Source organism: Streptomyces sp. 8N706 (genome assembly GCF_052245415.1).
GTDB lineage: Bacteria > Actinomycetota > Actinomycetes > Streptomycetales > Streptomycetaceae > Streptomyces.
The window spans coordinates 1-22673 of the sequence record NZ_JBQQBW010000053.1; the positions used below are offsets into that span (position 1 = coordinate 1).

Annotated in this window: 17 protein-coding genes and 2 pseudogenes; 5 read left to right on the forward strand and 14 right to left on the reverse strand. The window is 68.0% G+C overall.

What is annotated here, in order from left to right:
- Nucleotides 1-354 precede the first annotated feature (354 nt).
- Nucleotides 355-1008 carry an NUDIX hydrolase gene (locus tag ACTWQE_RS20310; protein WP_443330412.1) on the forward strand — a complete coding sequence of 218 codons (654 nt, stop codon included), beginning with the start codon at nt 355-357 and terminating at the stop codon, nt 1006-1008.
- Nucleotides 1009-1011: 3 nt separating this feature from the next.
- Here the strand turns inward: ACTWQE_RS20310 and ACTWQE_RS20315 are convergent, their stop codons facing one another.
- Both ACTWQE_RS20315 and ACTWQE_RS20320 read right to left on the reverse strand, forming a co-directional pair.
- Entirely contained in the window at nt 1012-2532 is a 1521-nt protein-coding gene (locus ACTWQE_RS20315) for a hypothetical protein (protein ID WP_443330413.1), read from the reverse strand.
- A gap of 143 nt (nt 2533-2675) precedes the next feature.
- Nucleotides 2676-3155 (reverse strand): hypothetical protein, encoded by a 480-nt coding sequence (locus tag ACTWQE_RS20320; RefSeq protein ID WP_443330414.1) that lies wholly within the window; start codon nt 3153-3155, stop codon nt 2676-2678.
- Nucleotides 3156-4015: 860 nt separating this feature from the next.
- On the opposite strand from ACTWQE_RS20320, the gene ACTWQE_RS20325 reads away from it, so the two are divergent.
- The 3 genes from ACTWQE_RS20325 to ACTWQE_RS20335 all read left to right on the forward strand — a co-directional run bounded on the left by ACTWQE_RS20325 (nt 4016) and on the right by ACTWQE_RS20335 (nt 8683).
- A complete protein-coding gene (locus ACTWQE_RS20325; RefSeq protein ID WP_443330415.1) occupies nt 4016-4156 on the forward strand; it encodes a hypothetical protein in 141 nt (46 codons plus the stop codon).
- Between the two features lie 168 nt (nt 4157-4324).
- Entirely contained in the window at nt 4325-4756 is a 432-nt protein-coding gene (locus tag ACTWQE_RS20330; RefSeq protein ID WP_443330445.1) for an effector-associated constant component EACC1, read from the forward strand.
- Nucleotides 4757-4762: 6 nt separating this feature from the next.
- Nucleotides 4763-8683: a caspase, EACC1-associated type gene (locus ACTWQE_RS20335; RefSeq protein WP_443330416.1), complete on the forward strand. Its 3921-nt coding sequence runs from the start codon at nt 4763-4765 to the stop codon at nt 8681-8683.
- Nucleotides 8684-8721: 38 nt separating this feature from the next.
- On the opposite strand, the gene ACTWQE_RS20340 is transcribed toward ACTWQE_RS20335, so the two are convergent.
- From ACTWQE_RS20340 to ACTWQE_RS20365, 6 genes and pseudogenes are all read right to left on the reverse strand, one after another.
- Entirely contained in the window at nt 8722-9714 is a 993-nt protein-coding gene (locus ACTWQE_RS20340; protein ID WP_443330446.1) for a beta family protein, read from the reverse strand.
- Nucleotides 9660-9947: a YkvA family protein gene (locus tag ACTWQE_RS20345; RefSeq protein ID WP_443330417.1), complete on the reverse strand. Its 288-nt coding sequence runs from the start codon at nt 9945-9947 to the stop codon at nt 9660-9662. Before ACTWQE_RS20345 ends, ACTWQE_RS20340 begins: the two co-directional genes overlap by 55 nt.
- A gap of 545 nt (nt 9948-10492) precedes the next feature.
- The gene (locus ACTWQE_RS20350) at nt 10493-11020 is read right to left on the reverse strand and encodes a hypothetical protein (RefSeq protein ID WP_443330418.1); all 528 of its coding nucleotides are present in this window, start codon (nt 11018-11020) and stop codon (nt 10493-10495) included.
- 1668 nt (nt 11021-12688) lie between these two features.
- Nucleotides 12689-13663, reverse strand: a pseudogene (locus ACTWQE_RS20355) (serine hydrolase domain-containing protein); the annotation flags it as partial.
- Nucleotides 13664-13675: 12 nt separating this feature from the next.
- A complete protein-coding gene (locus ACTWQE_RS20360; RefSeq protein WP_443330448.1) occupies nt 13676-13810 on the reverse strand; it encodes a hypothetical protein in 135 nt (44 codons plus the stop codon).
- Nucleotides 13811-13908: 98 nt separating this feature from the next.
- A pseudogene (locus tag ACTWQE_RS20365) lies at nt 13909-14304 on the reverse strand (DUF6545 domain-containing protein); the annotation flags it as partial.
- A 4-nt stretch (nt 14305-14308) separates the two neighbouring features.
- Between ACTWQE_RS20365 and ACTWQE_RS20370 the strand changes: the two are divergent.
- Nucleotides 14309-14677, forward strand: a complete 369-nt coding sequence (locus ACTWQE_RS20370; RefSeq protein ID WP_443330419.1) for a hypothetical protein — start codon at nt 14309-14311, stop codon at nt 14675-14677.
- 64 nt (nt 14678-14741) lie between these two features.
- On the opposite strand, the gene ACTWQE_RS20375 is transcribed toward ACTWQE_RS20370, so the two are convergent.
- From ACTWQE_RS20375 to ACTWQE_RS20400, 6 genes are all read right to left on the reverse strand, one after another.
- Nucleotides 14742-16838: an ATP-binding protein gene (locus tag ACTWQE_RS20375; RefSeq protein WP_443330420.1), complete on the reverse strand. Its 2097-nt coding sequence runs from the start codon at nt 16836-16838 to the stop codon at nt 14742-14744.
- 108 nt (nt 16839-16946) lie between these two features.
- Nucleotides 16947-18224 carry a cytochrome P450 family protein gene (locus ACTWQE_RS20380; RefSeq protein ID WP_443330421.1) on the reverse strand — a complete coding sequence of 426 codons (1278 nt, stop codon included), beginning with the start codon at nt 18222-18224 and terminating at the stop codon, nt 16947-16949.
- A 216-nt stretch (nt 18225-18440) separates the two neighbouring features.
- On the reverse strand, nt 18441-19268 hold the full coding sequence (locus ACTWQE_RS20385) for a class I SAM-dependent methyltransferase (RefSeq protein ID WP_443330447.1): 828 nt from the start codon (nt 19266-19268) through the stop codon (nt 18441-18443).
- On the reverse strand, nt 19240-19995 hold the full coding sequence (locus ACTWQE_RS20390) for a succinate dehydrogenase/fumarate reductase iron-sulfur subunit (RefSeq protein WP_443330422.1): 756 nt from the start codon (nt 19993-19995) through the stop codon (nt 19240-19242). The genes ACTWQE_RS20385 and ACTWQE_RS20390 overlap by 29 nt, the downstream gene beginning before the upstream one ends.
- On the reverse strand, nt 19992-21941 hold the full coding sequence (locus tag ACTWQE_RS20395; RefSeq protein ID WP_443330423.1) for a fumarate reductase/succinate dehydrogenase flavoprotein subunit: 1950 nt from the start codon (nt 21939-21941) through the stop codon (nt 19992-19994). Before ACTWQE_RS20395 ends, ACTWQE_RS20390 begins: the two co-directional genes overlap by 4 nt.
- Before the next feature lie 3 nt (nt 21942-21944).
- Nucleotides 21945-22652 (reverse strand): succinate dehydrogenase, encoded by a 708-nt coding sequence (locus ACTWQE_RS20400; RefSeq protein WP_443330424.1) that lies wholly within the window; start codon nt 22650-22652, stop codon nt 21945-21947.
- Between the last annotated feature and the right edge of the window lie 21 nt (nt 22653-22673).

The following is a 22673-nucleotide window of genomic DNA, read 5'->3' on the forward strand; positions in this document are numbered from 1 at the left end:
AGACAACGGAGCTCCCTCGAACTGCGACTTCGACACTCACAGTCCGACAGGGGCTCCGTTGCCACGTCAACCCAGCCCATCTCCGCCCTTGACACGCCACGTCCCCCGGCTAACTTCCCGGTCTTGGGCTTTAGGCAGCCACCATGGGGCGAGCCTCGAAGATCATGGCCCCAACGTCGTGCTTTACCGGGCAGGTCCACAGACTGCCCGACGCGCCATCAGCTTACGGGGCCATGATCACTCGCCCCAAAGCAGCTCCAGCCCAAAGCAGCTCCAGCCCAAAGCCGCTCCGCCGACCTGACTGCGCAGGCAGGTCACTTCCCTGTGCGGGCTTAGCCGCCTCATACTTCGTCTGTGACCTATGTTCAGGAGAACGACCCCATGGACGGCTATATCCGTTTGCGACGGGAACAGCCAGATCTATTCCGCAACGAGGAAGGCTCGGGTGCGATCGATATTGTCGATCCCAGCCAGGCCCCCGCGAACGCCGGTGCCCTAGGCCTGGTGTATCAGGACCCCTACCTCCGCTTGCTGCGGGACCCGGTCCGCTTCCCTGACGGCCGCCTTGGCACCTACCTGCGGATCCTCAGCACCGCTGATGCCCCCAGCGGCGCGATCCTGCCTGTCGTAAATGGCCGCATTCTCTTGTTGGAAAACTATCGCCACGCCATTCGCGCCTGGACGCTGGAAATCCCTCGCGGCTTCGGTACCGACGGGCTCACCGCAGAAAGCAACGCCTTGAAGGAACTCGACGAGGAACTCTCGGCACGGGTGGAGTCGATCACACCCATCGGCACCGTCCATCCGGACACCGGCCTGCATTCCCAACTGGTGCACCTCTTCTTCGCCCGGCTGACCGCCACAGGCCCACTGGAGACAGCAGCGGGAATCCGCAGCCTGGTCACCTTCACTCCCGACGAACTCGACAGAAAAATCATCGACGGCACCATCACTGACGGCTTCACCCTCGCCGCCCTCACTCAAGCCCGCCTCCGACACCTTCTCTGAAACTCAACCGGTGTCTTCACTCTCGTCAGGAGCGTTGAGGGTGGCATCGTCGTCAGGTCGGTGAACCGTCCTATGCGATGAAAAGCCTGATTCTTCCATTCGCCTGATCAGGCCGTTCCACTCGTCTCTGGTCCTGTCGAACTTCACCTGCATCAGATCGACGCTTGTCTCGAGCTGCTTTCCCGCCCGCCGCTGATCCCGGCCGACCACAGCGAAACGGACGACGGCCTTAGAGGCCTCCGCCGCGATGGAATCGGCTACTTCTCCCGCTACCTCGATGTACGGGTCGGTATCGAACATGACGGAGATGACCGAACCTAGCGTGTGAATACTAAACTTGATGATCGGTTGCCACCGATCTACTACACCTTCGCGTCGCCTACCAACGATCCCACTGAGCTGCTCGGCAAGAGACACGTACCGGTTGTATACGTCTTGGCCGCGGGCCGTGAACTCCTCAGGCGTCTCCAGCAGGCGCTCAGGCTCTTGGAGGAGATACAGGAGACTGTCCTTGTAGAGCGTCCACTCATCAGTTCCCCTCGCCCGCCACACGTGGTCAAGCTCGAGCCCGGTAAACCCGACATTCAGTGGGTTTTGAATCAGAGCGAACGCCTGTTGCTGGAGCATATGAAGAAGTTCGTCCGCCGACACACCTCCGCTCCTGGAGATGATGCGATCCTCTTGCAGAGCCGTACGGTCCAGTGAGTCTGCAGGTGTCAGCGGGTAACGGCTCAAAGCATCTGCCAGGGCGGTGTTGTACTTCAAATCGCCGAGCTGCTTGAGCTCGGCTGCAAATGGTTTCGTCCGATCGTATTTACCTTCTGCCGGGTTGGTATCGTCAGCTACGACAAACGCCTTGTAGAAGCGCTCTCGTGTAACTGATTCACTGTCTAGCGCCCACCGGGAGACGTCTCTCAGCCGGGCCTGCAACCGCCGTGTGTCCTCCTCATCGAGCTCGAAGTCACGCTGCAGGGGCTCGGCCTCGAACATTGACATGGTCAGCAGGTGTCGGTGGAATGAAGTACCGAGTTTAAGGCGGGTGAGCCGTGCGTTCTCATCGTTGTCCCAGGACAGTCGCAGGCAGCTCCCTGTCGCTACATCACCGACAGCCTCCCGCCACGCCCGTTCTCCCTCGGACTGAACAGTGAACTCCCGCTCCTCCACCAGGCTGGTCTCGTTGTACAAATAGGGAACGATCACTGAATCGCCGAGCAATGCCTTGAATGCCTCGCGTGAAACGCCGCCATTCTGGAAATCCTGATACACGGCATGATTATTGAGGAAGAATGCGCGGTTGACGATGACCTGCTGAGAATTCAGGAGTGCCCGCAGGTACTCGTGACGTACTGCTCGCAGGCGCGCGTCGGCCACTTTGGCGTGCCGCAACGACCGGCCATGCTCAAGCATGGAACCGAGCAGCTCCCGCGGTACCCACTGGTTGTCAAGGCACTGAGCCACCACTGCAACCGGCTTTAGATCACTATTGACGACCCTGTTGAACTCTCCGCCTGCCGTAGCCGACATCACTCACACACCTCTCAACGACAGCTGGTGGTTCCCAACGATCCCTGATCAAAGCGCGCAGACAAGCGCAAACTTTGCATCTGATCACTCCTGATGTATATCTGAAAGCCGTTGGCGGGGATGTTGTCCAGGGTGACAGCAAGTTAGTCCTCGACCTGTTCCGCTCCTTCGCCGTGCTTCACCAGTACGGGCACGGAGCGCGTCATTCCGCCCTTCAGTGTCACCCGTATGGCGTAGTCGGGGGAGAGGCCTCCAACCTGCACGGACGCTCCCACGTGGAGGGAGGTGTGTCTGAAGACGAAGGCCAGCACGATAGCTACCAGGCAGGCCAGCGCCACATTGCGCCCAACCCAACGGAAGCCCCACATGTTGCGCTCAAGGCCGTACGCGGCGTTCTCGTTGGCCACCATCGGAAAGCGGGAGTCCTGCCCTAGGTAGCGCACTTGATCGGTGGCAGCCTCGATCTCTTGATCGGCGGCCACAGGGTTGGCCGCTTCGCGCCGCCTGCTCAGCAGTTGCACCCCAGTGACCGCCGCGATCGCCCGTCGCCAGATGTCGCGCTGCGTCGGGTTGCCGCCTTCCTGCAGGTGCGCAGCAGTTGGGGCGTGGGACGGCCGCCCCATTGCTCGTACATCCCGTCCTGGGCGGCCCGTCCCGCGTTGCCTACCTGGACTGAGAACAGGTAACCGCCGATACAGCCGAGAGAGCACCAAGTGCGATGGACACAGCTGGGTAGGCCTTCGTGCCGAGCGTTACGGCCGTGATAGTGACGGGCGCAATGCCCAACAAGCCCGGGGTAAGCCGGGCCTTCCGTTCATAGGCGCTCAAAGTCACGGTGGACTTCCTACCAGAAACTAGCCATACCTGTACATGCGATTGAATGAGGTGAGTGACGACCTATCCTCTGTCCTCTGCGGGCGAGGGGATCTGCAGGCCTCGTGCAGTCGCTGCCACGAGCCGGCCTCTTCCGGTTTCCGCAGGCCGGGAGGGCGGAAGTGTCGGACGAGCTCCTGCATCAACGGCGCCATCCCACAGTTCATCCGACGCGTTCCACGGCGACGTAGCCAGTCCCCGTCGGCCCCCGCCAGCTCTTCCAGCGCGGTCCGCCGTGTCTCCCCGGCCAGCTCTAGCCGGCTGAGCGTGCGGACCGCTGCGAGTACATGGGTGGCATCGGTGCGCTGGCGGCCCCCGGAGTTCAGCAGCTCTGCCTCCATGCCGTTAAATTGACACACGCAGTTCTCGATGCGGTTCACGTCCTCGCGGCGCGGCGCCCGCCTTACCCGCCGCCTTGTCTCGCACCGGCTCGATGCCTGGGGCCACCGGTACGACTGCCAGGCCAAAGGAGCGCTGGGCTGATCAACGCCGAGCCGGCCGCCAACCCCGCCACGGGCACGTACCCGGCCGGGACTTCCACGTCCGCCTGACCGAGACCGGGGGCACCCTCCGCGTAGAGGTCACCGACACCTGTACCGAACGCGTAGCCGTGCTGTCCTCCCAGGAGCCGCCGGGCGAGGCCGCATCGGGCCGGGGCCTGCTCATCGTCGCGCGGATGGCGACCCGTTGGACGGTCACCCGCGCGTCGGCGCACCGGGAAACCGTATGGGCGGAGCTGCACCTCCGGTGAAGGACGGGCGACCGCCACCGGTCAGCCGTTTTCACGCCAACGACCAGCAGTTTTCGGCAAGGACACGCCCGTTGTCCGACCCGCGGACTAACCTCATGCGGCCGTGCGGTCGTGCGCCATGCGACCCGTCCACACCGCGGAAGACCGAGGGAAAGTGCTGTGACGACCATGCCCGACGACCGCCCCGGGTACCGGATCTCCATCCTCGACGAGGACCCGTTACGCGCACGCAAGGAGGCGCGCGAACTCCTCGCTGCGATCGCCGACGACCCGGGCGCAGTGCTGGACGTCCCCGGGCACCGCACGCCCGGTGGTACGGACAAGGGTGGGCTGTCCGTCGACACGATCGGGGTGGTGATCAGTGCAGGCTCACTGGTCGCGGCCGGGGTGCAGATCTGGCTGGCCCGCGTACCGCAGCGGACGATCGTCGTGAAGCGGCCCGACGGCGCAACCCTCCACATCGCCGGGAAGGAGGCGCGCGAGGACGACGAGCGGATCGAGCGGTTCCTCGCGGGCGGCACCGGGCACGCGCACGACGCGGGCGGCAGGGCTCCCGGCGACAACGCGGACGGCGACGGCAACGGAACGGCGACGGGCTGAGCGCACATGACCGACAACGACCGGTACGCCATGCTCATCGGCGTCTCCACGTACGACAGCGACGCCTACCACGATCTGCCGCCCGTCCGGGCCGACCTGCACTACATGCGGGCGGTGCTGGAGAACACCGAGATCGGCATGTACAACGACTGCGCGATGGTCGCCGAGCCGACCCGCGCGGAGATGCTGCACGCTGTGGAGACGTTTCTGGAGGAGCGGCAGCCGAGCGAGACGGCCCTGCTGTACTTCAGCGGGCACGGCGAGTTCTGCGAGGACGACAACCAGCTGTACTTCCTCACCCGGGACGCCGACCCGGAGGATCTGCCGGGCACGGCGGTGCCGGCGGAGTTCCTGGAGCGGATGCTCCAGTCCTGCCGGGCCTCGTCGAAGCTCGTGCTGCTGGACTGCTGCTCCAGCGGCTCCGTCGTCCAGGGCTGGACCGCCAAGGGCGCCCCGGGCACGGACCAGCAGCCCGCGCCCAGCACCCTGCTGCGGCCGACCGGCGTGTACTTCATCACCGCGTCCGACGCGCTGCAGTCCGCGTCCGCGATGGCGCCGCCCGGGTCCACGCTCGGCACGTCCCGATTCACCGGTGAGATCGTGGAGGGACTGCGCAACGGGCGGATCAAGGGCGGCGGCTGGATCACGCCGGACGACCTGTTCGACTACCTGACGGCGCAGATGGCGCGCAATGGGGTGCCCGAGGAGCAGCGGCCCACCAAGTCCACGATCCGGGCCACGCGGAGCCTGCCGTTCGCGCGGTCGGTGGCGCGCCCCGTCCACCTCCCTGCACTGCCGCGCGACGCCGCGGACGCGCCGCGGCTCTCCCCCGCCCTGGCGAAGGCCCGGGAACTGGCGGCGCTGGACGCTCGGGACGGCGTGGACTGGCAGCGCCTGATGCGTTACTACGTGCACTGCCTCACCTCCGAGGCGGCGGCCGGCATGCTGCCCGACCGCGACAGCGGGCGGGATGCGGGGTACTTCCTGCTGGGCAGGGGCGAGGAGACCATCCAGTCGGGGCGGGGCTCGACCTTCCCGGCTCCTGCCCAACTGCCCAGGCCCCAGGCCCGGCGGGGCAAGGCGGGCGGCGATACGGGAACGCAGCAGGAGTACTGGTACGGCTATCCGGCCGTCACGCTCCCCGTACGCGAGGGAGGCGGCCGGGGGAGGCGTACGGCGGTGCGGATCGCGCCGCTGCTGATCCAGCAGATGGAGCTCGCACCGGACGAGAACGGCCGGGACGTGCTCCGGCCGACCGGGGTTCCGTCCCTGCACACCGGTGTCGTCTCGGAATTGCTGGACGAGGACGACGCGGCCGACCTCGTCGCGCGCTGGCAGCCGACCTGGCAGGAGGGCAACGACACGCAGATGCTGCGGGCCGTACGGCAGTTGCTCGAGGAGCTGGGGCTGCCGGAGCTGGAGCCGCTCGATCCGTACGCGCTCAGCGAGCGGACGGTGATGCAGGCGCTGCGGCCCGGCGTGCACAACGCGGCCGTGCTGCTGGTGCCGTCGGGTGTGGAGGCGAACGCCACACAGGCCCTGGTGGACAACCTGCTGCAGATGTCGGCGCGGACCGGGCAGATCCCCGGCACCGCGCTGGACGCACTGCTGAGCGGCGGTGAGGCGGACGCGGGGGCGGGGTCCGCGGCCGTCGTGGTGGCGCCGGGGCCGTGCAACGAGAGCCAGGAGCTGGTGGTCTCCTCGGCGATGACGCGGGCGCTGACGGTGGCCACAGGGCCGCCCGGAACGGGCAAGAGTGAGGTGGTCACGGCCGTCGTCACCACCTGTGTCGCCGCGGGGCAGTCCGTGCTGGTCGCCTCGACGAACAACGAGGCAGTGAACGTCGTCGCCGAACGCTGCGACGCCATAGCGCCGGGGCTGCTGATGCGGACGGGCAACGCGGAGGCGCTGGAGCGGGAAGCGGCGAAGCTGGAGCGGCTGCTCGGCGAGCCCGTGGAAGGACCGCGACGGAGTTCGGCGACGGTGGGCGGGGAACTGCGCAACACCCGTGGACGGGCCGCCGGGCACCAGGCCGAGGCGGAACTCCGCGTCGGCGAAGAGGAGCAGCTGCTGGATCTGCTCCGGGAACGGGGGGAACGCGCCGACTCGCTGGAACTGCCGCTGGCGCTCCTGGAGAGCGTCTGGGCTGCGGCTGCGGCCGAGGACGGCACGGCCGCGCTGGGCCGCTGGGAGGGCAGGGCCCGGAAGGTGGCCGGGGCCCCCTGGTGGCTGCTCGGCCGGTGGCGCAGGGCGCGGGCCCTGGCCGCGCTGGTCGCGGCGGGCGGTACCTCGGAGAGCGACGGGGCGCGGTGGCCGGGGTGGGCCGGCGAGCAGCCCGTGCTGCCGGAGCTGCTGGAGGCCCTGGCGGACGCAGTGGCCGTGGAGCGCCGACTGCGGGAGCTCGTACCCAGGCACACCGGGTGGGACGAGGAACTGCTGAAGCAGTCGCGGCTGGAGATGGCGGATTCGCTGTCGGAGCTGTCCGCGGAACTGTCCCGGGCGGTGTCGGCGGAGGCACTGGCGCGGGCGCGCGGGCTGATGGGCCAGCGGCTTCAGGCGCTGCGAGGACGCTCCGGGTACCAGAAGAGCCAGCGGAACCTGATGACGCACATCAAGGGATGGGCGATCAGCACCCACTCGGTTCGGCAGCTGGAACTCACCCCGAAGCTGTTCGACCTCGTCGTCATCGACGAGGCCAGCCAGTGCTCCGTGCCGTCGGTGCTGCCGCTGCTCTTCCGGGCCCGGCGGGCACTGATCATCGGTGACCCGATGCAGCTGGGCCACATCGCCGCCATCGCGCCCCAGCAGGAGCGGCAGGCACGGGTCCGGGCCGGGCTGAGTGCGGCGCAGCTGGAGGACCACCGGCTCACGTACCACGTGTACTCCGCGTACCACGCCGCCGCGCAGCACGGCGACACCGCCCTGCTGCTCGACGAGCACTACCGGTGCCACCCGGAGATCGCCGATGTCGTCAACGGCTACTGCTACGCGGGCCAGTTGCGGGTGCTCACCGACGTACGACGACGGGTTCCGGCGCTCGACCCGGTGGGTGCGGCCGCTCCGGCGCCGGTGCTGGGCTGGGTGGACGTGCCAGGCGGCGAATCGGCGCGGGGCGGTGGCGGGCAGTCGTGGCGCAACGACGCCGAGGCGGCCGTTGCGCGGCGGGTGGTGGACGAACTACTCGCGCGGCTGCCGCAGGACGCCACGGTGGGTGTGGTGACGCCGTTCCGGGCGCAGAAGGAGGCGCTGGCGCGGGTGTGGCGCGACGACGACCGGGTGCGGGTCGGGACGGTGCACGCGTTCCAGGGCGGGCAGCGCGACGTGATGGTGCTGAGCCCGGTGGCCACACTCAACACCCCGCCCAGGACGACGTACTGGGTGGCGAGCCAGGTCAACCTGTGGAACGTGGCGATCACCCGGGCCAAGTCACAGCTGATCACCGTGGGCAGCCACGCGTTCTGGCAGGGGCAGAGCGGTCTTCCGGCGTTGCTCGCCGGGCGCTCGGTGCTGCTGGGGGCGGGGACCGGAGATGACCGCGGCCCGGGTGCCGGGGACGGCATCGGCGGCGCCCAGGGTGCGGCCGGCCCGGGAATCGCGTTCCGCGAGGAGCTCGCCGACCGGCTCCACCAGTACCTCGGCGGACGCGGCATCACCGATCTGGAGCGCGCGGCGGTGGTCGGCGGCCACACGGTGGATCTGCTGTTCACCGCGGGCGGCGATAACACGGCGGTGCTGATCGACACGGGCCCGCCACCCGGCCGGGACCCGGCGCGGCATCTGCGGCTGACGCATGCGCGGGGCGACCTGCTGACTGGTCTGCCGTCGGGCGGCCATGGGGCGAAAGCGTGCGAAGTGATCCGGACGGTGCGGGTGCCGGCGTGGCGGGTCCTGGCGGGCGAGGACACGCTGGCGCCGCTGTTCGACTGAGCCCGCGAAGTGCCGGGCCGGGAGGGTGCGAGGCCGGGTCAGCGCTGGAGTAGGCAGCGAACGATGTACGTCATGTGCTGGACGTTCCCGGCCCGCAGCCAGTCCATGACCTGGCCCGTGCCCTTACTGGACGTCACTGGACCCTCGGCGCAGTTACGCAGCCAGGTCGCCCCGGCGCTGGCGGTCACTCCCCTGAACTCGGGCAGATCGCGGATCCGGCGAGCCGCCGTCCGGATGCCCGCCGTGCGGTCGGGCCCTGCGTTCAGCACCTTGCACAGCGCGCACCAGTTGCCGGTGGTGTAGCGGAGGACACCCCAGGGCGGGCCTCCGCCGCCCCGCTTCTGGGCGAGAGCGGTGACCGGCTGCACGCCGTAGTCGCCATACGCGAGCCGTGACAGGTAGTCGCGGCCGCTCGCCCGTATCTCGTGCCACATGTGCCAGTCGCCGCGGGGCTCTTCGTGCAGCTCACCCAGTTCCAGCATGTCGTCCGTGACCTGGGGGAAGCTCCCGCCGAGCACGGCGGCGGTCCGCCAGGTCGCCAGGGGGAGCACGGCATCCAGGGCTCGCAATGCCTCCTTGCCCGCGCCGGGGCGGCCGAGGAGGACACTGCCCAGGTCCAGCAGCAGATCGACGGGCACGTCCGGGTCTGCCTGGGCCAGGAGTTGGCCGACGGCCTCTGTCGTACGACCGTCCCACTCCCCTGGCACGCGTACACGAATGCCGACCCCGCAGCCGTAGCGGTGAGCTGTCGCCAGGGCTGCGGACTGCTGGGCCTCGCTCCGCTCAGGCCCGGTCACCGGGCGGAGCAGGCGAGAGTGCCCAGCGCACTCGGACAGGATCTCAGACAATGCCGGGATCTGCGCGTCCTCGGCGAAAGGGGCGTCGACCCAGCCGGGAGGACGGCGGTGTGCTCTCCTCACCCGGTTCAGTTCCTTGTGCCAGTGTTGACCGCACCCCTTCCCAGCATGCCGAGTCCCTAAGTGCGTGGCGTGCGTGATCGTTGAAGATTCTTGCAGGGGGAGAGTTTGTATTCCTTGTCTGGCCGGCCCGGTAGTGGTTGGGGGGCCTTGGTGGGGCCGAGGGGCCGTTCCAGGAGATGGGTGTCGTCGGGCCAGGCGGCGAGGAGGGCATCGCCCGGCACCTGGCGGGCGGCGTAGCGCAGCGCGAGGGCGACGACCACGATGTCGTCCAGGGGGCCGATGACGGGCAGGAACTCGGGGATCAGGTTGATGGGGCTGGCCACCCACAGTCCTGCGATGAGCACGGCGATCTTCGCCCGGCGCGGGACCCGCGGGTCGCGCGAAGGCGGCGGACGGTGGTGAGGCAGTCGGGGAGGAAGGCGGCCAGGTCGCGCAAATGCCAGGAGGCAGGCGGCGGGCCAGCAGCAAGAGCACGCCCCAGCAGGCCGGCATGCAGGCCACGGCGATGCCGAGAGCGATCAGCCAGCTGCGCATAATCTCAAACGCTCCGCTCCCTGGAAACTACTCTGCGTGGCCGTGGTGGCGTTCTCGATGATCGGCAGACCACGGCTCCCTCGCCGCGTTCGGCCGGCACAGCATGAGCAGTGATACTGGCCCGCTTATGGCTCAATTTCGCGAACCCACAGGTCAACCCGTGTGGCCTGGGTTTCGAGACCCCCGGCCCTGGGCCCGCGCCGAGCCGTCCGGCAGGCACCGGCGGCTCCGCCCGGACCGCGTGCCGCCGCCTCCGCCCGGGCGGTGGCACGGTGTGCAGTGGACTGCCTCGGCGCGCGACGCGACGACCGGGAGCGCGGCTGGTTGCAGACGATGGCGCCTGCAGCTGCCCAGTTCAGGCTGTGGCCGGTCGCTGCCGCGGCATCGGGGCGCGGCTACGTGCCCTGCCCGTACCGGCGGTCGGGAGCCTCCTTGAGGCACTGTCGCACACGGCCCTCAACGCCTGCTCAACCAGCTTGACCTGCTCGAGCATGGCGCAGGCCCAGTCACGTTCGCATGCGTAGAAGTCGGTTATTTCGGAAGGATTTGCCCGAGCGGGTTCCGCCAGGACCGATTGGGCGACTTCGCTCAGGCCCGCCTGCATCGCGATGATGTCCGCCTGGAGGTGCAGGCTGACCACGTGGGCCAGCTCGACGGGATGCCGGTGCAGCGTCTCCTCGTGCCGCCAGCGTGGTGGAGCGAACTCGAACAGCCAGGTCTTTGCCGACTGCAGGAAGCCGGGCGAGGTCGGCGGGCCTACCGTGCCGGGCCAGCGCTCAGGGGGGTCCGGGCGCTGTCCGAGCCGGTCGGCGCCGACGGGCGGCATCAGGTCGAGGTGCTCGAGGCGGGGGGTCGGGTCGGGCGGAGGTGTCGGATGTGCCACGTGCGCTCCCTTGCTCCTCACCGCCCTGACGTGAGCCCGGCATGCCAACGGCTCATATCGCCTGTCGGCGGACCGTCTCCCGACTGAGGGGCGATGTCCGGCAGGGCGGATACGGTCGCGGTCGCTTCCTAGAGGGAGGCGAGCCGGACGAGGACGTGGGAGGCCCCTGTCCCGCTCGTCGGTGAGCCGCGGCCTGGTCGGCTTGCCGGATGACGTGGAAACGGAAAGTACCTAGTTGGCGCAGGTTGCACAAGGGCTCTTGCACATGCCATTTGGCGTTGCCGGCGGTCGGGCCCGGCGGCGCTGCCGCCAGCCGCGGGGTGCTGTCGGCGACGGCGCCGCGTCACCGGACTGGCGAGCCCGGTGGCCCTGCGGGTGCACGATACTCGGCCACCCATGTGCCCAGGGCGTAGTGGATCACACCGCCGAGTCGGTCGGGATGGATGACTGTGCCGTCGGGGGGTGGGCCTGGTGGGGGTGCGCAGTGGTGCTGCGTGGCCCTGGATTCGGGGCTGGCTATCCGGCGGCCCGAGAGCTGCAGCGTTCCCCTGAAGATGGGGGAGCCACGCGGCGCTCGCTCTGGGGGGCTCCCACATCCGTTGACACCCGACGAGGGGCGGCACACGGTTGGGCGGTGCGTCCGAAGCTCGCGATCTGGCGTGGGAGGCGATGCTGCTGCTCGGCGCACAGATCGTTGTCGACTGGCTCGCGGATGGGCTGGGTCGGTCGCCGAGATGGAGCGGTTCGTACGCGACCGGATCCACAACCCCAATGCGTGGTCGACGTTGCTCGTGAATCAGCGTGCGACTCGCGAGAGTTTCTACACCGCAGCGCGGCGCGACGTCGCTCTGCCGCCCGGCCACTCGGGCCGATGGCCCATCCAATACCATTGAGGTCCGCAGCATTGCCTTCCGGCCGACACGACCGTGCGGCGTCTTCTGGCCCGGATCGACGGCGACGTACTGGACCAGGCGGTCGGCCGCTGGCTCGTCGACCGTCGCCCCAGCATCGACACGGGCGAGCTGCGCGGGCTGGCCGTGGACGGTAAGAGCCTGCGCGGAGCCGCCAGGGGGCCGCTGGATCCACCTGCTCGCCGCCCTGGACCACGTCACCGGCCTGGTCCGGGCGCAGTTGGACGTGCAGGAGAAGACCAACGAAAATCACCTGCTTCCCTCCGCTGCTGGAGACCGTCGCCGACCTGGCCAGCGTGGTCGTCACCAGCGACGCCGCGCGCACGCCGCCTGCTTCCTGGGTCGTGAAGCCCACTACATCGTGATCGTCAAGGGCAATGAAGAAGCTGCGTAAGCAGCTCAAATCCCTTCTCTGAAAGGAGATCCCGCTCCAGGGCCGCACGCACAGGACCTGACCTGCACCACCTGGACGCAGCAGGAGCGGCGATAACAGGGCGTCAGGCCGTGTCGGCGCTGGGGGACAAGGGGTCGCAGGTTCAAATCCTGTCGTCCCGATGGTGCAGACGCAGGCCAGGGGCGGTATCCCTTCTCGGGATACCGCCCCTACCGCATGTGCGTGACCAGCTGCGTGACTGTCGGTCCGCGCCGGCGTGGAAGATGCGGTCCATTGCGACCGCTCCGGTCTGGATCACGGGTCGGATTCCGGCAAGGGCAGATCAGCGCGGGATCGCAGGCCGACGGGAGGACACGTTGTCAATCAGCGTGTCACGGCCTTGGATGCGGCCTGGAGGAGCTTGTGGCTGCGCGGGTCGGTGAGGCCAAGGTGGGTCATCTGGTTCATCACGTACGCGATGGTCATGCGCGCGTCGAGGTCGTTGATGACCAGTGATCCGCCCCTTCCGCCCCAGTAGCAGGTGTGGAGACTGGCAGTGTTGACCGGTGCGTCACGTGCGTTGAGGGCGTAGCCCATGCCGAAGCGTAGGGGGATGCCGAGCACGAGATCCATGCCGTGGGACTGCTCGTCGAACACGGCGCGGCAGGTAGCTTCGGAGAGCAAGCGTGCCGAGGATGTCTGGCCTCCCGAGGCGAGTACCGATTGGACTGCGGCCACGGAGCGTGCGTTTCCGTAGCCTCCCGCCGCGGGGATCTCGGCGCGGCGCCACTGGGTGGTCCAGGTGTCCTGGGCAGTCACGTACGCGCCAACCGGAATGCTGACCCGCGGATTGGCTGCGGGCGCGGGGCCGGGTGCCGGGATGACCTCGGAGACACGGTGATCATGTTCGGCTGCCAGGCCGATGTGGAAGTCGGCGTTCAGTGGGGCAGCGATCTGGTCGGCGAAGAACCTTCCTGTCGATTCGCCGTAGATGCGGCGGATGACCTCGCCGATCAGAAAGCCATGAGTGAACCGATGGTAGCCAGACGTCGTGCGGGAGTCCCAGCGGGGCGACTGGCGGGCCAGCAGGGTGGTGGCCTTCTCCCAATCGCACAGGTCGTCGAGCGTCATAGGTTGGTCCCAGTCGGGGAGTCCAGCTGTGTGGCTGAGCACGTGCCGGATCTCGATGTGGTCTTTCCCTGCAGTACCGAACTCGGGCCAGTATTTCGCGACCGGGGCGCACAGGTCGAGTTCGTTGCGGTCGGCGAGGACGAGGGCACACAGCGCGGTCATCGTTTTCGTGGTGGACCACACGTTGGTGATGGTGTCGCATTGCCATGGTTGGGTCCGTTCCTGGTCGGCGTATCCTCCTCACAGGTCGAGGACGGGTTCGCCGTCGAGGTAGATCGCGACCGAGGCACCAAGGTCTGCTCCTTCACGGAGGGAGTTGGCGAATACCTCCCGTACGGCGCTGAACTGGTCGCTGCAACAGCCATGAATCTCCATGTCGTACAAGCTCTCCGATCTCTGTGTGTCGCTATCGGGCGGCTGAGAGGCGGGTTGGAAAGTTCGCGGATGCGGGGTGAGGTGTCCGCCTTCGCGACTTGGCGCAGGAACTCGATCTCGCTGGGCCGGTCCGCCCCTCCGAGGACCGGGCCGGTCAGATCACCGCGCAGCGGGGGCACGCTGCCTGCCTTCGCATGTCGCGCTATCCGCAACCAGCAGGCGGTCACGCGGGGACAGACCTCGGCGGAGGGCGCACTTCCATGTTCACGGTGGGCTCGTACATCGTCCAGCACTGCCTGGGGGACGAAGGCACGCAGGTCGAGCATCGCGTCACGGATCTCGATCACTGTCCGGTAGAGGCGCAAGTCCAGCGGGTCAGATCGCCGCAGAAGACCAAGCCCGCGTTGGCGGTGCTGCGCCAGGGGGACGTCGGGCACTGCCTCGACCAGTTCGCGCCACAACGGCCGAAGCTGCCGCAAGAAACGGCTGGTCAAGGAGTTGGAGGCGGCCCGTGCCGAACGAGAGGAACTCGTCGTCGCGGAGCGCGTGCTGGTCCGGCTGAACGAGCAGGCCGAGGCCGAGGCTAGCGAGGCTCTCGCACCGGCTCCCGGGCAAGTGGCGGGCCGGGCGGTGCTGCTGGGGCCGCACCGGGAGAAAGGCATGGACGAGACCGCTCGGCCCGAGAAGTACCAGAAGGTCCTCGGGGTTGTCCGCTCGGCCGACGAGATGGCCCAGGACGTACGCCGACTCCTCGGCGTGGGCACGGAGCCGCGGTTGCGGGAGTCGATGCGGAGCACATTGAAGCGGCTGGCCGACCGGGGCCGGCTGCGCAAGACCGCGACCGGGCGGTTCACCGCCGTGCTGTGAGGACGGGATGGGCGGTACTCAGGCCCTTGGGCTGCCGAAGGAACGCGGCATGAACCGGTCCGCGTCATGGATGGGGCCGGCTACCGACCGCGTCGTTGATGTCGGGTCGCTTCTGGTGCAGGCGGTGCCAGAGCAGGTCACCGACGCGCTGGACGCCGGCGGTGAGGTGCCTTCGGTAGGTGCTCAGCGGCAGGCCAAGCCGTTCGGCCGCAGTTTCCCGCGTCGGTGCACCACGGAGGAAGGTCATCTCGACGGCTCGGTGCAGTTTCATCGCCTGCGGATCCTCACGCAGGGAATGAATCGTCCGGGTCATGATGGTGCGCAGGGCCTCGGCAGGATCATCAGTCGCCGCATCCCTCACGAGTTCGCTCCGTGCCAGGGGATTGGCGGACAGGTCGTCGGCGCGGTTCAGGGACTGCAGGGCACGGCGAATATGGCCGTCGAAGTCCGGGCGGGATATCATCGCCGGGGCATTTCCGGGTTTCAGCCGACTCCGCCGAGGTCCTGAGATCTCGACCTTTCTGCTGAACTCGAGCCACCGCTCCGCCGGGACGATACGCCAATCGTGTGCGAACACCGAGTAGGGCGAGTTGTCGACACATTCCCGCGTCGGCAGGAGGTGCTGGTCGATATAGCCCATGAGCGGCTCCCAGAAGGCGTTCTCGGGCAGCACCACGTACGAGCGGGCCAGACCTCGCACATGGATGAACTCGGACACCATGCGGTGCAGGAAGAAATCCATGACCGGGGAGGCTCCCGTGGAGAACTCCTGCCGCGTGATCACCCTGGCGATCAGGAGGTGTTCGCGAGGACGCGGTGGCGCTGTGCTCCGGGCATCGTTCCATGCGGCGGCCGTGACGGGATCCGCCGCATTCTCCTCCTCATCCTCCTGAGCGAGGCGGAGAAAGGTGAGGACCGCGACCAGTTCCCCGGTGTCCGATCGTCGGCAGACCCGGAACGCCTCGCGTCGGCGCCGTATCCAGAAATCCGTGATCGCGGCTGTCTCCGGCCCCGCGCACGCATGGGCCAGTTCGGTCACCGCCGAGGTGTCGTCCGGCCGCACGCCGTCTTCGTAGATCTCACCGTCGTCCCGCCAGGTCAGATAGCGGGACAGGAAGCCGTTCCTGCGGTGCAGATGGGTCAGAGCCGAGATGGCCGGCAGGACATGCGGCCCTTCCGCCTCGTGGGCGCGGTCGACCAGGTGCTGCCGCACCCGGTGATGCATGTCCCGATACCCCTGGGGGTCGCGCCATCGCAGGTCGGCGTCGAGGGCTTCGCGTACGACGTCATGCGGGAAGAGACCGAACGGGCCGGCCTCGACGAACGGCAGCTCGCGCAGCCACGCGAACAGCGCGCCGCTGTCATGTCCGGGCAGGGCGGCACGCAGAAGCCCCTCGGTGGTGAAGAGAGCATGCGCACAGATCTCCAATACGCTCCGGTGCACGGCCGACGGCACATCACCGACGAGCTGTGCAAGGAGTGTTCCCACCACATCGTGGGCCGGTTCCCACGAGGGCGCGGCCGCCCCGGGCCTGCCGTCGGCCACCGTGGCGGCCAGGCACAGCGCCAGGGGGTGACCGCCCGCGAGGGCCACAACCGACGGATGCAGCGACGGCGGCACGCCTTGGGCCGTGAGCAACGCGGAGGCCTCCTCGCCGGAGAGGTCCCGTAGATCGACGACCTTCAACGTTCCTCGCCACCGCGGATCCGCCTGCCACATGGGGTCCGGTCTCCGCCGCCCGGCCAGGACGGCCAGGGCGCCCTCAGGGAGCTGAGGAAGGAACTCATCGCGGAGCCATGCCTCGAGACCCTGACACCGTTCGAAGGTGTCGATCAACAGCACTGCCCGTGGGTCCCGGAGGGCGGGTGCCGCGTGGGCCAGGAACGCCGCGGGTGAGGCGGCGATCGTACGGCAGTCGATACGCATGACCTGCCGGCCCGCGGCCCATGCCTCATCCTCATACCGCCGCAGAAGGGTCGTCTTGCCCACACCGCCGACACCGTGGAGGTACAGCACGCGGTACGCGTCCGAGGAGCCCGAGGAGTTCCTGATACAAGACCGGAACAGGGACAGCTCGCTCGCCCGGCCCACGAAGCCACGCGCCGCCGAGGCGCGCAGGCGGCTGGACAGACGCGGCACCGGCCAGTCCTGCGAAGGCATGACGTCCACTGTACGTTTGCGATCGACGGCGCGTGCCGTGGGGCGCCGCAGGCGCACCGCGTCCGCGGCTCGCGCCGACCGGTTCCGCTACTTCCTCACCGCGTGGCGTCATGCTCCCTTCGAAGACTCGGACAGCGATGGCTGTGGTGTGTAACGCACCTTCAGGGAAAGCGGACCACGGGTGATTCCTTCCCGTATCCAGGGCAGCGGCTCCTCCGGTGCGTCCCAGGTGAGATCGGGCAGGCGCTCCAGCAGCGCGCCCAGGGCGACGGCACCTTCCATGCGCGCGAGCGGCGCGCCCAGGCAGTGGTGGATGCCGTGGCCGAACGCCAGGTGTTTCACCTGGCTGCGTGTGACGTCCAGTTCCTCCGGACGTTCGCCCGCCCCCATCGGTGCGTCCCGGCCGGCGGAGGTGAGGGCTATCGTCACCACACCACCGCGGGGGATGACCTCACCGCCCAGCACCACCTCTTCACCCGCGAACCGGGTCGGCGTGTTCTCCAGCGGGGGGTCGTAGCGAAGAAACTCCTCGACCGCGCCAGGCAGCAGTTCAGGATGCTTCCGCAACAACCCTGCCTGCTTCGGGTGTTCGAGCAGGGCGACCACGGCATTTCCCAGCAGATTGACGGTTGTCTCATGACCGGCGGCCATCAGGATCACTGCCGTTCCCAGAAGTTCGGTGTCGGAGAGGCGGTCCTCGCCTTCGTGAACATGGATCAGCTCACTGAGCAGGTCAGGGCCAGGATGGCGGCGCTTCTCCTCGAGGAGTTCACGGAGAAAGGTGTTGAGCGACAACAGACTTGTGCGCTGAGCATCGGAAGGGTTGCCGATGGCCGTGCGTGTCCAGTTGCGAACGTCGTCCCTGCACTCGGCGGGAATACCGAGGAGCTCCGCTATGACGGCCATGGGCAGGGGGCCGGTGTAGGTCTCGACCAGATCGCTCTTTCCGAGCGGCGCAATGCTATCCAGCAACTTGTCGGCGATGGCCCGGATCCTCGGCGCGAAGTCCTCGGCCCGGGCAGGAGTGAAGGCACCCGCTACGAGGCGCCGGAGCCGGGTGTGCTCCGGCGGATCGGACATCAGCATGTTGCCGCCCAGACCTGTGCCTGCGAGCAGGATGTGCTGCCCCACCGACTTGAGCCGTTCCGCGAAGGGGGCGGGGTCTTTGCCCAGCAGTGGATGCGCCAGAGCTTCGCGGCCCAATTCGTATCCGACGACGAGCCAGCCCCGAAAGCCGTCGGCCCGTCGGACCCGGTGGATCGGGCCGGCAGCCCGCAGCTCGGCATACCGCGTGTGGGCTTCGGCTTTGAAGGCAGGAGTGCCGATCAGCGGAAGAGGATTCTCTTTCGCGGGCTTCGGGGAGGCATCACGCCGTGTCTCGACCATGGTCAACTTCCGGTAGTCATGAGTACGTTCGCGGGACTGCTGCCGGTCGCCACGATCACACCGCGGACCCGGCCATGGGATGCAGCACCTGGATATACCGAAATGATGTGCCAGTCGGGCCGGGGGCCGCCAGACCATTCAACGCCCACTTTCCGCTCATTATCGGCTCACTGCGTGTCCGCGCCCACTCACCGGCGGATGCCAATCCCGCCGCCGTCAGTCCCTTCGCGATGCCCGCGGGGCAATGGCTGCCTCGGGAGTGCTGGTGCACGGCACCCAGGAACGACCCAACCCACATCGAGTTGCTGCCAGGACGACGCTCGGCAAGCACGCTACGACCGGGCGGGTCGCTTCGGGGCGGTGTAGGGGGAAGCGGCTGGAGCGGGCGGTCGAGCCGGCTCCCGGTGCCGCGCTACGGCTGCTGCCGGATATTCGCCCGCTGTCGTGGCTACGCCGGCGGTTTTTGTCCCCAGGCGGCGATGCCGAAATACCGGATACGACGAAGCTCGGGTTGTCGAGGAGAGCCAGGCATTCGTCAAGGTCGTCCTGCGTGAGTAGCCCGTCGCTGACCAGGCGCCTTCCGGCCTGCTTCAGGTTGATTCGCCAGAGGTCATCCGGTAGTCCGCCCGTACCCACGAGACGGGGTTTGGCTTCTGCGGCGACGTGGCCGAATCCGAGCGTGGCCAGGATTCCTGGAACTCTGTTACCCCATTGCATGTCCGCACCGCGCATCTGTGCAGCATTCTGGGCGGCCTTGGCGTAGCGGTTCATGGCTGCGTACGGACTGGAGCCCACAGGGAGAGTGTAGACATCTTCCACGAGCAACCAACCGCCGGGAGTGAGCCACTCGAAAGCACGTGCAAGGACCTCGTCTCGGGCCGGGAGATGGCAGAGAACCGCACGCGCGTGAATCAGATCGAAGGAGCGTCCACGCAGCCCGCGGACGGGTGGATCACCCGGCGGGCTGCCACCATGACGTCCGCTCCCGGGGGTCGATCTCAGTTCCTTCGCGAGCTTACGAACGGGCCGCCCTCGGCTTGCGATGGGCGCGCAGCCACTCCTTGTTCATCTGGGAGATGGAGGTCAGCGGGATGCCCTTGGGGCACACCGTCGCGCACTCACCGGTGAGCGTGCAGCCGCCGAAGCCCTCGGTGTCCATCTGGCCCACCATGTCCAAGGCACGGGACTCGCGCTCGGGCGAGCCCTGCGGCAAGACGCTCAGTTGGTTGATTTTCGCGGACGTGAACAGCATGGCGGCGCCGTTGGGGCACGCCGCCACACAGGCACCGCAGCCGATGCACTCGGCGTGCTCGAAGGCATAGTCCGAGTCCGGCTTCGGCACCGGGGTGGAGTGGGCGTCCGGGGCGGTGCCGGTCGGGGCGGTGATGTAGCCGCCGGACTGGATGATCCGGTCGAAGGACGACCGGTCCACGACCAGGTCTTTCACGACCGGGAATGCCGCAGCCCGCCAGGGCTCGATGTCGATGGTGTCGCCGGACTGGAACGACCGCATGTGGAGCTGGCACGTGGTGGTGCGCTCCGGACCGTGGGCGTCACCGTTGATGACCAGCGAGCAGGCGCCGCAGATGCCCTCGCGGCAGTCGTGGTCGAAGGCGACGGGGTCCTCGCCCTTGAGGATGAGCTCCTCGTTGAGGACGTCGAGCATTTCGAGGAACGACATGTCCGGCGAGATGTCGTCCACCTCGTACGTGCACATGGCGCCTTCGGCGTCATGGTTCTTCTGGCGCCAGACGCGCAGGGTGAGCTTCATGCGTAGCTCCGCTGGGTGGGGTGGACGTACTCGAAGACCAGCTCTTCCTTGTGCAGGACGGGAGACTCGCCGGAGCCGGTGAACTCCCAGGCGGCGGCATGGCTGAACTCGTCGTCGTTACGGGAGGCCTCGCCGTCCGGGGTCTGCGACTCCTCGCGGAAGTGGCCACCGCAGGACTCCGACCGGTACAGCGCGTCGAGGCACATCAGCTCGGCGAGTTCGAGGTAGTCGGTGACGCGGTTGGCCTTCTCCAGGGACTGGTTGAACTCCTCGCCTGTGCCCGGCACCTTGACCCGGCCCCAGAACTCCTCGCGGATACGGGGGATGCGGTCGAGCGCCGTGCGCAGGCCCTCGTCGGTGCGGGCCATGCCGCAGTACTCCCACATGAGCTCGCCGATCTCCCGGTGGAAGGAGTCGGGGGTGCGGTCGCCGTCGGCGGCAAGGAGCTTCTCCAGGCGCTCCTTGGTCTCACTGACCGCGGCGACCGCCTCGGGGTGGGTGTCGTCGACCGGCGTGTCCTTCATGTGGCGCGCCAAGTAGTCGTTGATTGTCGACGGCAGCACGAAATAGCCGTCGGCGAGCCCCTGCATCAGCGCGGACGCGCCCAGGCGGTTGGCGCCGTGGTCGGAGAAGTTGGCCTCCCCGATGGCGAACAGGCCGGGGATGGTGGTCTGCAGGTCGTAGTCGACCCACAGGCCGCCCATCGTGTAATGCACCGCGGGGTAGATCCGCATGGGGACCTCGTACGGGTCCTCGTCGGTGATCCGCTGGTACATGTCGAAGAGGTTTCCGTACTTGGCCTCGACTGCCTTGCGGCCCATGCGCTTGATGGCGTCCGCGAAGTCCAGGTACACGCCCTGGCCGCCAGGGCCGACTCCGCGGCCCTCGTCACAGACGTTCTTCGCGGCGCGCGAGGCGATGTCACGCGGCACCAGGTTGCCGAAGGACGGGTAGACGCGCTCCAGGTAGTAGTCGCGCTCGTCCTCGAGGATCTCGTGGGCGGGACGGTTGTCACCCTTGGCCTTGGGCACCCAGATGCGGCCGTCGTTGCGCAGCGACTCCGACATCAGGGTCAGCTTCGACTGGTGGTCGCCGGTGCGCGGGATGCAGGTCGGGTGGATCTGGGTGAAGCAGGGATTGGCGAAGTAGGCGCCGCGCCGGTGCGCCCGCCACACGGCGGTCGCGTTGGAGTTCATGGCGTTCGTCGACAGGTAGAAGACGTTGCCGTAGCCGCCGGAGGCGAGGACCACCGCGTCGGCGAGAAATGTCTTGATCTGTCCGGTGACCAGATCGCGGGCGACGATGCCGCGGGCCCGTCCGTCGACGACGACCAGGTCCAGCATCTCCGTACGCGGGTGCATCTCGACGTTGCCCGCGGCGATCTGCCGCGACAGGGCCTGGTAGGCGCCGAGCAGCAGCTGCTGGCCCGTCTGGCCGCGGGCGTAGAAGGTGCGCGAGACCTGCACGCCGCCGAAGGAGCGGGTGTCGAGGAACCCGCCGTACTCGCGCGCGAAGGGCACGCCCTGGGCCACGCACTGATCGATGATCTCCACCGAAATCTGCGCGAGCCGGTGGACATTCGACTCCCGGGCCCGGAAGTCCCCGCCCTTCACGGTGTCGTAGAAGAGGCGGTGAATGGAATCCCCGTCATTGCGATAATTCTTGGCGGCGTTGATACCGCCCTGCGCGGCGATCGAGTGGGCGCGGCGCGGCGAGTCCTGGTAGCAGAACTGCACGACGTGGTAGCCCTGCTCGGCGAGCGTGGCCCCGGCGGAGCCGCCCGCGAGCCCGGTGCCCACCACGATGACGGTGTGCTTGCGGCGGTTGGCCGGGTTGACCAGCTTGGCCTCGAAGCGGCGGGTGTCCCAGCGCGCGGCGATCGGGCCCTCCGGGGCCTTGCGGTCGACGACCGGCTCCCCGGTCTCGTACTCGGCGAAAGAGTTCATCGGCTAGCTCACCACTCCGGTCATGACGCCAACGGGGACGGAGACGAAGCCCACGGTCAGGACCAGGGCGAGGACGTTTGCGAGGGCCTTCAGGACGCGGTCGCGGCGCGCGTTGCCCACGCCGAGGGTCTGCGCGGCGCTCCAGAAGCCGTGCCGCACGTGGAAGCCGAGGGCGAGCACCGAGACGATGTAGACGACGTTGCCGTACCAGGTGGAGAAGGTGTCGATCACGTTCTGGTACGGGTGCAGGTGCTGATACTCGCCCGGGTGCACGGTGCCGGTCGTCAGGTCGAGGACGTGCCAGACGACGAACAGGCCCAGGATGATGCCGCCCCAGCGCATGGTGCGCGTGGCATAGCCGGCGCCCGGCCGCTGGTGCACGTACGTGCTCGGGCGCGCCTTGATGCCGCGCCGAGTGAGCTGGTAGGCGGAGACGGCGTGCGCCACGACCGCGACGACGAGCACGACACGCAGGATCCACAGCGCCCACTCCCGGCGCAGGACCGGCTCGCCGATCTCGCGGATCCAGTGCGCGTAGTGGTTGAAGTCCCCCGGGCCGAAGAAGACCTTCAGGTTGCCGACCATGTGGGCGAGCAGGAAGAGCAGCATCACCACGCCGCTCACCGCCATCACCGTCTTCTTGCCGATGGTGGAGTTCCACACGGTGCGGGTCATGGACGGCCGTTTCTCCGTCCGCGTTGCCAGAGCCATGTCAGGAACGCTAAGGCCGGA

Bases quoted from the DNA above. Each gene is read 5' to 3' on its own strand.
- ACTWQE_RS20315 (WP_443330413.1), bottom strand. From the start codon at position 2,532: ATGTCGGCTACGGCAGGCGGAGAGTTCAACAGGGTCGTCAATAGTGAT.
- ACTWQE_RS20320 (WP_443330414.1), bottom strand. From the start codon at position 3,155: ATGGGGCGGCCGTCCCACGCCCCAACTGCTGCGCACCTGCAGGAAGGC.
- ACTWQE_RS20330 (WP_443330445.1), top strand. From the start codon at position 4,325: ATGCCCGACGACCGCCCCGGGTACCGGATCTCCATCCTCGACGAGGAC.
- ACTWQE_RS20335 (WP_443330416.1), top strand. From the start codon at position 4,763: ATGACCGACAACGACCGGTACGCCATGCTCATCGGCGTCTCCACGTAC.
- ACTWQE_RS20360 (WP_443330448.1), bottom strand. From the start codon at position 13,810: ATGGAGATTCATGGCTGTTGCAGCGACCAGTTCAGCGCCGTACGGGAG.
- ACTWQE_RS20375 (WP_443330420.1), bottom strand. From the start codon at position 16,838: ATGCCTTCGCAGGACTGGCCGGTGCCGCGTCTGTCCAGCCGCCTGCGC.
- ACTWQE_RS20380 (WP_443330421.1), bottom strand. From the start codon at position 18,224: ATGGTCGAGACACGGCGTGATGCCTCCCCGAAGCCCGCGAAAGAGAAT.
- ACTWQE_RS20390 (WP_443330422.1), bottom strand. From the start codon at position 19,995: ATGAAGCTCACCCTGCGCGTCTGGCGCCAGAAGAACCATGACGCCGAA.
- ACTWQE_RS20395 (WP_443330423.1), bottom strand. From the start codon at position 21,941: ATGAACTCTTTCGCCGAGTACGAGACCGGGGAGCCGGTCGTCGACCGC.
- ACTWQE_RS20400 (WP_443330424.1), bottom strand. From the start codon at position 22,652: ATGGCTCTGGCAACGCGGACGGAGAAACGGCCGTCCATGACCCGCACC.